Origin of the sequence: Streptomyces tropicalis, from assembly GCF_029269835.1 — a bacterium.
GTDB classification, from domain to species: Bacteria; Actinomycetota; Actinomycetes; order Streptomycetales; family Streptomycetaceae; genus Streptomyces; species Streptomyces tropicalis.
The window spans coordinates 1-12,868 of sequence record NZ_JARJBB010000043.1; the positions used below are offsets into that span (position 1 = coordinate 1).

The window sequence follows — 12,868 nt, forward strand, 5'->3', positions numbered from 1 at the left end:
GAGCGCGACCTTTTCCCCTTCGGCACGCGGAGCGGCGGTCGAGCATCTCCGCCCGTACCTCGATGTCGCTGTCCGTGCTGGTCCAGCTCCGGGAGCAAGGGCCGGATCGCCCGCTGCTGAGCGGGCCGAGAACGGGGTCGACAGCGGCGGCAGCGCGGTGAGGTTCGAGCTGTTCCGTGCTCGGCCGGTCTCGTCATGTCGCGCCATGGACGCCGCCAGGCGAACCCGGGGGCTCGGGCCCTCTCACGAGGAGTGCGTACGGACACGCGGATGAGTAGGAATGCTCATGCCGTGGTGCCGGCCGATGACGAACATGAAGATCAACATCTTCGAGACGGGAGTACTCTCATGTTCGGTCGCATCGCCGACGTCCTGCTTCCCTCCATCGGCCGCCTGTCGGTGACGACCGACCCTGGCTTCAAGATCATGACCGGCAGTCTGTACGCGGCGAATCACACCTCGCTCGCCGACCCGGCGATCGTGCTTGCTGCTCTGCACCGCATCGGCGCCGATCCGGTCGTGATGGCGACCGCCGGTCTGTGGCGCGTCCCCCTGCTCGGCCGTCTCCTCGCGCGCGGAAGCCACATCCCGGTGCATCGAGGCGACCGGAGGGCAGGCGACGCACTCGATGCCGCCGTTCAGGCCCTGGAACAAGGCCGATCGGTGCTCATCTACGCCGAAGGGGGCCTGCCCCTCCGTAGGGACGCTGGCGAAGCGGCCCCCGGGGCCTTTCGCAGCGGCCTGGTCCGGCTGGCCGAGCGAACGGGAGCGCCCCTTGTGCCGGTCGGGCAGGCCGGGGCACGCCGAGTCACCTCGGGCAGCACGGTGAAGCAGCTCGCTGGTCTGGCTACGGCGCCACTGCGCCGCCCGGGACTTCACGTCCACGTCGGGGAGCCGTTGCAGCTCACCGGTGACCGGGCCGGGCGCTCGGCCACAGCGCACTCCGCAGTGACCGCTGCTTGGCGGACGGCGGCCACCCGGCTCGGGGAGCCCGCTGCGCTCGCGGCCTAGACTCCCCCATCCTGGCGGACGCCGTCGCCACGGCCTGGGGCATTGCTGTGGCTTCTGCTGGAATCGCCGCTGGAGGCGGCGGACCGCTGGGCTTGTTCGTACGCGGTTCTGAAGGCGGCGGTGGGCATGTGCGGGTCGGCTTCAGCCGGGGCTGAGGCATGCTGCGCCGGGGCGCCTGGGCGGCCGACCCGGTTGACGGCGGCTCGTGCCCGGAGGGCCATGTCGTCGCGGACCGCCTTGGCGAACCGGCTCGGTACATCGCGGCGGTCCACCACGCCCACCATGGTCCCGTGCTGGGTCCCGACCCAGGCGTAGGTCTCCACCTTCCAGGCGAGCTGACGTGCCGCCGCACGGAGCGCTGACCGGAGGAGGCCGGCGCCGCCGAGCTCCTCCGCCTCCTGATCGGGCATGCGCAGTTCGACGCTGCCGCCGTAGCCGCCTCCTTGCGGTGGGCAGCTGGCCTGGAGCAGCGGAACGAGCACGGTGATCATGGCATCGCGGCGTGGATCCGGCGCCGGTGTGGGCATCGAGGTTTCCCGGGGTTGGTGCTGGGCGGACAGAGTACAGAGCGTAGTGGGGTCGGCGTGCGCTGGACCGCGATGCCCAGGTCTTCCGAATCCTTCACAACAGGCTCAGCGAAGGAGACCAGGCTCGGCCGTGTCCGTGCATGTCCTGCCGCTGAGTCGGTGGTCACTCAGCTCGCGGTGGCCCAGCTGCTCAACGGGACCGCCCATCCCCATGAAGGCCAGCGAGCCGCCCGGGTACGATCGGCGCAGGGCACATCCGCGCCACGCCCGCGCTCCTGCTCCCCCGCCCACGTCGCCGGGAGCGCCGAGACCAAGAGTCGCAGACTCGCGCACTGCAGTCCGTAATGCCGTGTGATGTCACCTTTGTCACCAGCTGCGGAGCGTGGGCAGCCAGTTGGTGGAGGAAGAGACATCGCATGACCCGAAGCAACGACCGTGCCCGCGACCGCGCGATCCGCCAGTACAAGAAGGACCATCCGGGCATGTCGCTGAGCGACGCCCGGCGGGCCGTGCAGCGAGCAGCCGAGCAAGAACAGAGGCCGCTGCCGCGCCGGCTCCCCTCCGTACCGGTCCCCGTCCCCGGCCAGTCGCTGGAAGCCTGGGTCGACAAGGTCGCCGCCCACTCCGAGATCGGCCGCCATCAGGCCATGGACGCCCTTGGCCTTGAGCCCGGGGGTTCTGCCGCTGGCCGCTTGCGGGAGCTGGCCGCCGACATGCCCGAGCGCACGGTGGAACGGCTGTGCGCGGCGACCGGGATCGATGCCGAAGCGGCTCGCGCTATGGCCGCGATTCCTCCGGGGCAGAAGCCGGCCCAGGCGGCGCCACTCGACGAGGTGGTCGAGTACTTCCGCAAGGCACTGGAGCATGCCCGTGATCAAGCTCAAGCCGAAGGGCTCCCTCCGTCGTCTCCCTGGACCCTGTCGTTCATTGAGCCGCAAATCACCCAGTTCGGCGGAGCACAGGCTCTGCGCAAGGCCGCCAAGAGCGCGGGCCGGCAGCTACGGATCAGCCTCCGGGTGACGATCTACCGGCCCGAGGGCCACCCCGAGCAGCTCATCACGGTGAACAACCAGGGCCCGTACAAGACCGTGAAGCGTGAACCACAGGACTCGGCCCCCGCTGTGCCCTTTGTCCTGGACCCGGATGCGGCGCCGAGTGAGGCAGTGTGCGGCTGCGGCCGCAGCTACTGCCTGAGTGGAAGCGTGGAAGAATTCGGCTGGACACCGTGGCCCGAGCCCGTCTGGTACTCGATCCGGCCCGACACCGACCTTCGGTCGCTTCCGGAGGAGTTCCGCCGTAGCCACGACGCGGACCCGCTGTTCGCACGGCTCGACCATCGCTCCTTCGAGGACAGCCGGAACGTCCTGGACCTTACGCCGTTCTTCGAGGACGCCAAGCTCGGGCCGCTGGCTGATGTACAGGTGTACGCAACCAACGCCCGTGGACAGTACCGCGGGTCCTCGCACGGGGCTCTGTGCCGCTACGCGGACACCCGTGAGGGCGGCGGCTATGGGCCTCTTCCCTCGGAACGGCACGAGATCCTGAAACTGGCTGAACTCGTCGACATCCTTCGCCCCCTGCACCGGGACCAACCCCCCATGGATCTGGAGGAGTTGCTCACTGGTGGCTTGTCCCGGAGCGACGAAGACCTGAAACGTCGCTGGTGCGTCTACTGCCACGGATATTCGGTACGCCGTTTCACCGCCAACCAGTGCGCACACTACCGGGCCGAGCACGAGCGCTGGTCGCAACTGCTCGAAGCACGAGAGGCAGCCCGCCGTGCTGAGGAGACTCTCAACACCTCATGCCCGCACTGTTCCGCCTCCTCCGGGCGGCCATGCACCGACCGTGCAGGACAAGCCGTATCCCCGCACGAGCGACGGCAAGTGGAAGCCGACCGTATTCACGGACGGTGGTGGGCCCCACATCACCAATCTTGATCGATGCGGCCTTGAGACCAACGGCAACGCGCTGCCGTTGGTCTTCCGCTCGACGCCTCCGCACAGGCCCTGGAGCACGGAATCGGTACCCAGTGGGGCCGGCGGTGCTGTGCGCGTTCGGCTCGGGTGGTGCGCTGTGCGCTCGACCTCATTCGGCTTCGGCGGGCGGGCGGGCGTCGATCAGGTTGACGGTGTAGCCGAGCCCTTGCATCCAGACCACGGTGGCGTCCAGCCCGGAGGGGGCGACGGCTGCCCGGTGGGTGAAGGACTGCTCCATGGCCCGCTGGACGGGTTCCAGGACCGGGGAGTTCGTGGACTGTATGGGGGTGTGCCATTGCGGGCGGAAGCCCTGGAGACCGGTGCGGGTGTGGCCGCCGATGGGGTGCGCGGTGTAGGGGAACTCGGCGTGCATGTACTGGCCGTCTTCACCCGCGATGAGGACGTTGAGGGCTGGGTTGGGGGCGTCGAGGGGGATGCCGCAGGCGATCTTGGTATCGCAGGTTTCCCAGCTGAGGACGACGCAGTCGGCGGCCGCGGCGGCGGCCAGCAGGGACAGATCCTCGATGCCCTTGTGTGCGTCTGTGCCGGTGTAGAGCGGTCGGGTGTGGGCCACGGCGATGACGCGGCCGGCGCGCAGGGCGGTGAGGGCGGGCGGGTGTGCCATGCCCTGGGCCAGCGCAGTGGTGTGTGCCTGCGCCGTGGAGTCGGTGAGTATCTGGATGATCGTCCCGGGTGGGAACAGGTCGCCGGGCGTACGCTCAAGCTCCCGGTCCTGGCGGGGACGACGCGTGCGTGTCGGTTTCCTGCGGCCCATCTGATCTCCCGGTGAGCGGCGGCGAGCTCTTTAGGAGGGGACGCTAGGTGTCGGTGGACGGAGCAGGTGGACTTGGAGCGGCCTCGTCCCGCGAGGCGGGCCGCCGGGCTGCGGCGATCTGGCGGGCGTCCCGTCCGGCGGACGGTTGTGCCGGCAGTCGCGGGCGTTGCCGGGGCGAGGGCCTGGCGGAGGACGATGGGGGCTTTCGGCTCCGGCCGCCAGGGCCAGCTGAGAGGATGGCGCGTGCCGGGGCGGCCGAGGGGTTTGGATGGCCTCGCCGTGACGGAGGCTGCCCCGGCAACTGGAGCAGCCAGTGGGCATGCGCGCCCGCGGTCTTGGGTCAGATCCGCTCGAGCCAGTTGTAGGTGAGGTCGACGCCGTCGTGGTGCAGCGACCGATGGACCGTTGCTGACCTCAGGGTCGTGGTGAGAATGCCTCGGCGCTGGGTGTCGTTCATCGAGTGCTGCCACTGATTCAGCGCGTGCTGGGGGGAGACGGGTACGTTCAGGTCCAGCTCGAGCCCGTCGGCCAGGAGGATCTCCTGTGCCAGGCCAAGCTCGCGGCAGCCCTCGGTGGAGAAGGCGCGGGCGAGTACTTGCTGCGCTATGCGGAGTTCGAGCTGGCCGGCGGGGAGTTCGGGCACACACCCCGTGGCGCAGCTGTAGGTGGTCGGCTGGCCGCCGCCGGTCAGGAGGAGGCCGCACAGCCCGCAGGAGAGCAGGTCGGTCAGCAGCGGGCCGTACCAGAGGGCGGGGGTCGTCGGCGTGGCCATGAGGACGGGTACAGAGTGGGTGCTGCGCGGAACGAAGATGATCTGCTGCAGGTCCGGGCGGCCGCTGGGGATGGTGACCATGCAGGCGGAGATCGGGTACGCGCCGCTGTCCGTACGCCAGACCAGTACCTGCCCGTCGGGACAGTCCCGCGAGGTGGGGCGCGGGGAGAGGCCGAGTTTGGCAGCGTCGTCGCGGATGGCGAGCAATTCGGGGCTGCGTGGGGCCGCGGTGATGGCGGCATGGAGAGCAACGGAGAAGCCCTGGGCGACGTCGTCCCAGTTGGCCAGGCGTCTTCGTGCGTCGGCTTCCAGCAGGATCCAACGCATCAGGTTCCAGCCCGGCCGGGCCGAGTCGGGCAGCAGCGCGCGGGCAAAGGTGTTCGCCTCTACCGTCTGCCAGGCGCTGTCCACGATGAGGGCCGGGATGTCGTAGCGGTGCAGCATGCGCTGCAGGTAGATGTCGAGGGGAGCGCCGGCCGCGGTCAGGCGGACTCGGTGACTGTGAGGGATCTGCAGGGCTTCGATGATCGCCTCAACCGCTTTGGTGCCCGGCCAGGCGGTGCCCTGCTCGAGGGCGAGGTACTGAGCTATGGAGATGCCTGCCCGCTCGGCGACATGAGAGGGTTCGAGAGCGGCTCGGGCTCGGTAGACCGCGATTACCTCCGCAAGGTTGGCGATCACCATGCTCGGCTCCTGACTTCGACTATCTACTCACCCGGTTCGGGTGTTCCACCAGCGCTGTACGGACTGTTCTACTGCCCCGTACGGTCTCAGTGGAAGGAGCGCGTGTATAGCGCACCCAGACAACGATTAGTCACATCCGTGGCGGCATCGCGGACCACATCGCCGCTCAAGAGCACGGTGCAGACGCTTCACTCCAGGTCAGACTGACCTTCGAGCCTGTTGTTCGGCGTTGTTCACCCTGCCGGTGACAGTGGCACAGTGTTGGACTTTTGCACAGTGGAGCGCTGCCAGTTTGGCTGGTTTGGCTCGGGTCTCAGGTGCTTCTCAACGGATTTCGTTGTGCCGGGGAGTGTGTGCCGAGGGCGTTCGGCCAGTCCGTCGCGCAGCGCCACCGTGGGAGCCCAGATCAGGTGGCTGCTGGAGGAAACAGTTCGCAGACGATCCCGTAGACCGTGGTGGCATCCTGGACTGTCCGGCCTCTGGCCATGAGCGCGCGGCGTGCAGCGTCGCGCGCCCTGGGGTGTTGCGGGTCGACCAACAGGGCCTCAGCCACGGCGTCTTCGAGTTCCTGCAGGTGCTTGACGTTGCGGTCCGTCGGATGGGCCGCCACCGTCACAGGGCCCCGTTTGACTTCCGTGATCGGGGCAGTGACCGGCGGTGGGGCGACGTGAGGCGGAACTCCCGGAGCACCGGCCGCGGGGACGGCAGGCTCCGTGGCCGGCCGGGGAGCTGCCAGGACCAGCAAGGCGCACAGGTCGAAGAGGCTCACAGGACCGAATCCCCGGCTCGACAGCCTCCGGAGGGTGCCGGGAGCGTCCCAGGAGCGGCGCGCGGCGTCGTCCGCGGCGTGGTTGATCAGGCCGTCCGCGATGGCCTCCAGCGCCGCCCAGTACTCGGCGGTTCGGAATGACGATCTGGGCAAGGAAGCGGCGGCCATATCGACAACCTAGCCGTCACCCGGTCCGATGAGTATCGGACGGGATGCCGAGCACCATTTCCATGAGCGTGAGGCGTTCGCGAGGAGCGACGACAGCTGCGGGCCGAGAGCCATGTCAGGCAGCTTGTGATACCGCCTGCTCAGCCAGCAACTGGCGCTCCGCATGCCCCTTCAACCACGCATGTGTTCGAGCGTCGAATTCGGCCTGGTCACGGTATGAGTCCTCGGCGGTCCACTGCCCGGCGTGCACCCTCCGGTGGTACACGACGTCGGGCAGAAGCTCCCCCGCCCAACGGGAACAAATGCCAGTAATATAGGCGTAATCCTCGCCCTTGTGGAGCCCTCCATGTCCGACTGCCCGGGCCAGCGCGGTATCGGTCAACAGCATGCAGTGCCCCAGCGGCGGCTTGCTGGCGAGCGGGTCCGGCCAGTAGTCCAGCACCTCGCCGGCCGCGAGCGGGCCGACGGGGGTGGGGCTCATCCACGTCGAAAGCCTTCCGGATCCGGAGTCCCAGTCGGCCGATCGGCCGGCGACCCAGCGCAGTCCCGTGACGGTGGCGCGCTCGTGCCGGACAGCCAGGCTGAAGGGGGCGTCGAGCCGGTCGTCATCGTCTGCGAAGGTACAGCGCGGCGCTTCGACGTAGTTCAGGCCCGTGTTGCGGGCGGGCGCCGGACCCGGCTCGGGTCTGGCGATCACCTTGACCCGGGGGTCCTTCGCGATCGCCCGCGGGATGAGGTCGGGTTCGGCGCGCCGGCCGTTGGGGGCGACGATCCACTCCCAGGTGACGCCTTCCTGGGCACAGAGGCTCTCGTAGAGCTCCTCGATGAAGGGCAGTCGGGTGGGGTGCAGGCCTGTCGGGGTGATGACAGCGGTCTGGGGAGTGGTCAAGGGCACTGGTCCTCCGGGAATCGGTTGGGTGAGGTTGGGTGGGCTATGCCGCGCGGGGGACGCCTACCGGCGGGGTGCGGGTCGGGTGGATCGCCGCGACGTGCTGGCCCGGGCGCCGCGACCAGGGACCGATCACGGACGTGGCGGTGAGCGCGATCAGGTGCAGATGCTGCGGCAGGGCCCGGTGGAAGGCCTGGAGGCATTCCGTGTCGTGCAGTTCGTGGACAGGAGGTGCGGTCGCGAGCACCTCGGCCAGCGAGCCGGGTGCTTGAGCACCTGCGCTCTCAGGCGCGCACCAGCGCACGGCGAGCAGCCCGCCGGTGTCGTCGGTGCACCGCACAGGGATGTTGCCGGGCGCCTGGCTCTGCCAGTGCGTCGCCGGGTCGAGTACGACCAGAGGGAAGAAGGCGCCGATGCCGTAGTGCCCGGTCTGGATCTCGTCGGGAATCACGTACTACTACTCCTCCGTGCTGTGGGCGTGTGCGGGCTGCGGCCTCGGCGGCGGTGCAGCAACGGCCGGGGGTAGGTCCCGGTGTCGTTCCTCGGGCCCTTCGGGAGGCGGGTTCGGCCCGGCCTGGTGTGTGCCTGCGGTGTGCTCGTCGTCTTCCGGGGCATGAGTGCCGCCGCGGCCGGGGGTGGCAAGGTTGAAGCGGAGGATGGCCCACTTGAACAGCACGTAGTAGATCGCCGCGTACGCGGCCGCGATCGGCACGAGCAGGATCGGGCGGGTCGCGATGGGGAAGTTGAGGCCGAAGTCGAGCGCACCGGCGGAGAACACGAAGCCCTCTTTGATGCCCAGGGCGTTGACGAGGGCGAGGCTGGTCCCGGTGAGCACGGCATGCGCCATGTACAGGGGCCAGGCGGCGAAGGCGAACAGGAGCTCGATGGGCTCGGTGACCCCGAAACAGAACGACATCAGGGCCGCGGTGCCCAGGAGTTGACCGGTTCGCTTGCGCTGCTCGGGCAGGGCCGTGCGCCACATGGCGATCGCCGCGGCCGGCAACGCGCCGCACGCAATCGGATAGAAGCCCGTGGTGAATGACCCTGCAGCCGGATCGTGCGCAACCAGAAATCCGGGGATATCGCCACGCACACCATTTGCGTATTCGCCTGCGACGAACCACATGATCGTATTCGGGATCTGGTGTAGCCCGATCGGGAGCAGTGCTCGGTTGAGGACGCCGAACACCCCGCCTCCGATGACGGCTTGGGCGGTCAGCTGCTTCGCCAGCCAGACGAGGCCCTCGTTCACCGCCGGGAATGCGAGACCGAGTGCCGCGCCGAGCAGGAGAGCCGCAACGAGGACCACGGCGTGCGCGGCAAAGGGCGGGAGCTTCCGCGCGGTCAGCCTCCGCCAGACCATGGCGACCAGGATCCCGGCCAGGATGCCGATCAGGGCTCCGTACGGCTGCTGGCTTGGAGGCGTGTCCAGTTTGTCGGAGGGCAGCGGATTGAGCTGAAGGCACGCGTGGCTGATCGCAAGGTAGGCGACGATCGCGGCCAGCACGGCGTGCGGGTCACGATCACGCTGCAGTCCGGAGACCGCACCAACAGCGAAGAGCAGCGGGAGATAGCCGAGCACAGCTCCACCCACAGCAGAGACGACAGTCGCGGCCGGAGCGATCGCGCCGACACCGCCCAGGAGGTCTTCCTGCCCGATGCGCAGGAGAAGTCCAGCTGCGGGGAGAGCGGCAACGGGGAGAGCAAGCCCTTCCCCGAGCCTGCGCAGGAATCCGGCCTCGCTCTTGGAGGAGCGCCGTGTCCCACGCCAACGGCCTGCTGGACTCCTCCGCCTCTCCCTGACGGCCGCGCTCGTCTTTCGCAACGATGTTCCGCTCATCGGCCGCAGGCCTGCCCAGCAGGGTGCTGACGGACCAGGTGCAGCAGGGGACGGGCGTCGGCGGGCATGGCAGGCACAGATTCCTCCGGAGCAGCGCAGGGCCGCGGGCAAGGTGAGCGTCGGAGGCCACGCTGAACGAGTCCGCGAAGGCCCGCAACGCACCATCTCCGTCGACGGGAGCCCTGGCCGGGAAAGGGTCAGCCTGTGGAACAGGTCCCGCCCCTTCGGTCCCACCAGGCGGTCCCGTGGCAGGGTCGCCGGCTACCGCAGGATGGATGAGCAGCAAACGCTCCTGGGCAGCAGACGGTCTAGTGAAGGACCAGGCTGACCTCCGGCGCCGACCTCTCCCCCTGCCCCTGCAAGGCCGCCGAGGAGTAACCCCGGGGTCCATCGTCGCAGTCACCGCGCCCGCGCCGGGGGCCCTCGCCCCGACACCGACCCTGTCCGCTTTCTGTACTTGGAGATGACGTGACCCATCCGCAGCCCCGGTACGAGGGGACGCCCCCTCCCCCGGAAGGAGAGCGAGACAGGCACGCCACGACGACGCGATGGGGTAGTTGCTCTCATAGCCTTCTGGGGGGAAGGTAGAGCGCCGAAGCGTCCCTCCTCACCACTCTTGAGGAGGGACGCTTCTGGACTGCTGGCTCGTAGGCTTCGAACTGGCCCTACACGTCTCCGAACTCCCCGTTCACAGCCGCGGTCACGAAGCCGTTCCATGCTGCGGCGGAGAACGCAAACCGTGGTCCGGACTTGTTCTTCGAGTCGCGAACGAGCACGTCATCCTGCTGCGGCCCTGTCGAGCCGGGCGACGGGTTCACTGCCCACTCGATGCAGTCACCTCCGTTCTGGCCGCTGTAACTGCTCTTTCGCCATGTGAGCTCCTGCGTCAACGGAGACTCTCCTTACTTTCATTGCCGATGGCCCCCCACCCGGAGGCCTTCCAGGCTGGTGCCTGGCATTTTCCCAGAGTCTCCTCTGCGTCTGCGGGTGGCCAGCCTCGTGGTCGGGCCAGGCCAATGTCGCTGGTGTCACAAGCTGGCCGCGGCCTCGTCGATCATCGAAGCTGAGAGCTCGGCATCTGCGGCCAGCGCGTCGAGCCGCTCGAAGGCGTCGACAAACGGCGCGACCTACTCGGCATCTGAGTGGACTCCGCCATCGCCGAGGGTCTCGAGGTAGGCGAGCTCGCCGACGGTCTCATCCTCGAAGTCCCAGAGCGTGAACGGACCGTGCATAGCGGGATGGGCGCCAGCTGCGAACGGCAGCACCCTGACCGTGATGTGCGGCTTGGCGGCGAGCTTGCTGAGACGCGACAGCTGCTGCCGCATGACCGTGGGTCCGCCAACGGGGCGGCGGATGATTCCTTCGTTGAGGATCACGGTGACGGCAGGAGGGTCGTCGGAGCGTTCCAGGATGCTCTGCCGTTTTGCCCGGACGTCAGCGTGGACGCGCTGTACCTCCTCGTCAGCGTCGGAGAGGGCAAGGATGGCCCTGGCGTACTCGAGATCTTGGGTGAGGCCGGGCACGAACTCGGACTGATAGATACGGATGGTCCGAGCCGCGGCTTCGAGGCCGAGACACGCCTGGAACCACGGCGGGATCTTGCCCTTGTAGGGCTTCTCCTCCCACCAGTCCTTCCTGGTCTTGGTGATCAGAGCGTAGTTCTCGAGCTCGTCACGCAGTTCGAGCGGCGCTTCGTAGTAGTCGCACAGCAGCCGGACGTCGCCTACCTCGACCGCGGTGTCTTTCGTTTCCAGACGCGTCATGCGAGCTGTCGACCAGCCGAAGACCTTGGCGACGGCCGAGGCGTTGAGCCCTCGGTCCTGGCGCAGCCGGCGGAGCTGCAGCCTGAGCAGGATGCGGCACAACGCAACTGACCTGTCGTCAACGGCAGCCATCTCGACTCCTTCGGTGGGGACTTGGTCTCGGGCCTCGCGCAGGGTTCATCACGTGTCGACATGACGATAGCCCTCTGCTGGCGGCCCTGTGAACGCGAAAAGAGTCGCTGAGAAATTTTCGCAGCATCGCTTTACGTAAAGAAGAAGTCACTGCCATACTCAATCCGTCGCAACAGTTGGCAGCCGTTCGCGCACTTTCTGTAGTCGCGCTGCGCTGCCCTCCGCCAACCGACGAGGACCGGCTATGCCCCCCACCTCGCTTGATGCGCACTCCCCCCTCAGCCTGCACACGGTCTGCGGCCCGACCGCCCCGGCACACAAGACGCGGGACGCCTCCACGCAGAGCCGCCCGCAGGAGCGTACGAAGAGCACCGATCAGCGCCGTATCGACACCGTCGCGTACGACACGGTACGAGAGCGTTGGGTTCAGCTCGTCGTGCCGCCCGGGGTGTACGACATCAACAAGTGGTGGGTGCGCCCTCTGTCGGGCGGGGACGGCTGGCTGGCCGCCCGGGACGAGCTGGAGCCGCAAGGAGCGAGCGACCGTGCCGAGTAGTCGACACCGTGCGGCTTCCCCGCACGGCCGGCGCCAGCACCTGCGGTACGGCGTTCCCTCGTCCCGCACCAGGTGCACGCCGAGCGTTGGAAGGACTGCTGGGATGGCATGCGCCCGGCACGAGTTACTGCGTTACGGGCGGGGCGTCCCAGTAGTCCCCGAGCATCTCGTCGACCCACTCCGGGACGTGTACTTCGCCCTGCGGGCCCATGACCGGGAAGTAGGGGGAGACGTCGAAGATCGGTGTGCCGACGACCGCGTCGCAGTAGGTGACGTGGAGGTCGCGTCCGTCGATTCGCAGCAGCCGCGGATGGGTCGTCCCGAGCTGGTTCGGGCGTCGGTGGTTGCGGTGGACGAAGGTGCCTGTGGGCGGCCAGGCGGGGTTGTTCCGCGGGCTTCGTGCGTGGAGGGCAACGTCCGTCGGGCTGGCCAGGTGGAAGTGCCACAGGATCTCCAGGTGCGAGAACTCAGGGAGTCCTTGAAGGGTTTCCAGGGGGAAGTCCTCGTTCATGCGGATGATCGAAACCACGCCGCCCTGGTAGCCGTCGGATGGGTCCTTGTGACCTGCGACGACCTGTGCGACTGCTTTGATCTCGATCCGCATTGGGCTGGTCATCAGTATCCCCTTCGTCTTCTGCCCGTTGGGCCGTCTCGGCGTCGGGCGAGGTTCATCAGCGCTCCAACCCGGTCAGCCTATGGGGCATCGCCCAAGCCTTCGTGGGGCGGGCGGGGGCTCAGTGCCGAACACCGCAACGCGTTCCGTAGAGGGGGCGTTCGGCGGGCACCCGCGCAAGGAGGGAGCCGCCGCGGGTTAGGCCTCGCTCAGCAGGGAGCGGGCGCGCGCGTCCAGCTCCGCGGCTTGGCTTCCGGCCCGGTTTCGGAAGGGGGACAGTGCCCGGCGCATCTGGGTCACGGACTCCCGGGCCCGGCCGGACTGCACGCCTGTCATGGCGTCGAGGGCCTGATTCCAGGTCTCGCAGGCGCCGTCGAGGTGTCCCTGCTG

General features: G+C 68.4%; 13 protein-coding genes and 1 pseudogene. 3 read left to right on the plus strand and 11 right to left on the minus strand.

Annotation, left to right across the window (positions count from 1 at the left end; all coding sequences use genetic code 11):
- The first annotated feature begins 348 nt into the window (after positions 1 to 348).
- A complete protein-coding gene (locus tag P3H78_RS31925) occupies positions 349 to 1,011 on the plus strand; it encodes a lysophospholipid acyltransferase family protein (RefSeq protein ID WP_276112678.1) in 663 nt (220 codons plus the stop codon).
- Here P3H78_RS31925 and P3H78_RS31930 read toward each other — a convergent pair.
- Positions 1,008 to 1,502: a hypothetical protein gene (locus tag P3H78_RS31930; protein ID WP_276112679.1), complete on the minus strand. Its 495-nt coding sequence runs from the start codon at positions 1,500 to 1,502 to the stop codon at positions 1,008 to 1,010. The genes P3H78_RS31925 and P3H78_RS31930 overlap by 4 nt on opposite strands.
- A gap of 452 nt (positions 1,503 to 1,954) precedes the next feature.
- Here P3H78_RS31930 and P3H78_RS31935 point away from each other — a divergent pair, with 452 nt between their 5' ends.
- Complete coding sequence (locus P3H78_RS31935; RefSeq protein WP_276112680.1) at positions 1,955 to 3,478, plus strand: hypothetical protein; 1,524 nt, start codon at positions 1,955 to 1,957, stop codon at positions 3,476 to 3,478.
- A gap of 148 nt (positions 3,479 to 3,626) precedes the next feature.
- Here P3H78_RS31935 and P3H78_RS31940 read toward each other — a convergent pair whose 3' ends face one another.
- The 8 genes from P3H78_RS31940 to P3H78_RS31975 all read right to left on the minus strand — a co-directional run bounded on the left by P3H78_RS31940 (position 3,627) and on the right by P3H78_RS31975 (position 11,309).
- Positions 3,627 to 4,292 carry a hypothetical protein gene (locus tag P3H78_RS31940; RefSeq protein WP_276112681.1) on the minus strand — a complete coding sequence of 222 codons (666 nt, stop codon included), beginning with the start codon at positions 4,290 to 4,292 and terminating at the stop codon, positions 3,627 to 3,629.
- 340 nt (positions 4,293 to 4,632) lie between these two features.
- Positions 4,633 to 5,748, minus strand: a complete 1,116-nt coding sequence (locus tag P3H78_RS31945) for an MmyB family transcriptional regulator (RefSeq protein WP_276112682.1) — start codon at positions 5,746 to 5,748, stop codon at positions 4,633 to 4,635.
- A 406-nt stretch (positions 5,749 to 6,154) separates the two neighbouring features.
- The gene (locus P3H78_RS31950; RefSeq protein WP_276112683.1) at positions 6,155 to 6,685 is read right to left on the minus strand and encodes a hypothetical protein; all 531 of its coding nucleotides are present in this window, start codon (positions 6,683 to 6,685) and stop codon (positions 6,155 to 6,157) included.
- A gap of 115 nt (positions 6,686 to 6,800) precedes the next feature.
- Entirely contained in the window at positions 6,801 to 7,580 is a 780-nt protein-coding gene (locus P3H78_RS31955) for a glycosyltransferase family 2 protein (RefSeq protein ID WP_276112684.1), read from the minus strand.
- 37 nt (positions 7,581 to 7,617) lie between these two features.
- On the minus strand, positions 7,618 to 8,025 hold the full coding sequence (locus P3H78_RS31960) for a hypothetical protein (RefSeq protein ID WP_276112685.1): 408 nt from the start codon (positions 8,023 to 8,025) through the stop codon (positions 7,618 to 7,620).
- A 6-nt stretch (positions 8,026 to 8,031) separates the two neighbouring features.
- On the minus strand, positions 8,032 to 9,579 hold the full coding sequence (locus tag P3H78_RS31965; protein WP_313884439.1) for a PTS transporter subunit EIIC: 1,548 nt from the start codon (positions 9,577 to 9,579) through the stop codon (positions 8,032 to 8,034).
- 500 nt (positions 9,580 to 10,079) lie between these two features.
- A complete protein-coding gene (locus P3H78_RS31970; protein ID WP_276112687.1) occupies positions 10,080 to 10,304 on the minus strand; it encodes a DUF397 domain-containing protein in 225 nt (74 codons plus the stop codon).
- A gap of 237 nt (positions 10,305 to 10,541) precedes the next feature.
- Entirely contained in the window at positions 10,542 to 11,309 is a 768-nt protein-coding gene (locus P3H78_RS31975; RefSeq protein WP_276112688.1) for a helix-turn-helix domain-containing protein, read from the minus strand.
- A gap of 244 nt (positions 11,310 to 11,553) precedes the next feature.
- Here P3H78_RS31975 and P3H78_RS31980 point away from each other — a divergent pair, with 244 nt between their 5' ends.
- Entirely contained in the window at positions 11,554 to 11,865 is a 312-nt protein-coding gene (locus P3H78_RS31980) for a hypothetical protein (RefSeq protein WP_276112689.1), read from the plus strand.
- A gap of 124 nt (positions 11,866 to 11,989) precedes the next feature.
- Here P3H78_RS31980 and P3H78_RS31985 read toward each other — a convergent pair whose 3' ends face one another.
- The gene (locus P3H78_RS31985; RefSeq protein WP_276112690.1) at positions 11,990 to 12,481 is read right to left on the minus strand and encodes a TrmO family methyltransferase domain-containing protein; all 492 of its coding nucleotides are present in this window, start codon (positions 12,479 to 12,481) and stop codon (positions 11,990 to 11,992) included.
- A 195-nt stretch (positions 12,482 to 12,676) separates the two neighbouring features.
- Positions 12,677 to 12,868, minus strand: a pseudogene (locus P3H78_RS31990) (Tat pathway signal protein); the annotation flags it as partial.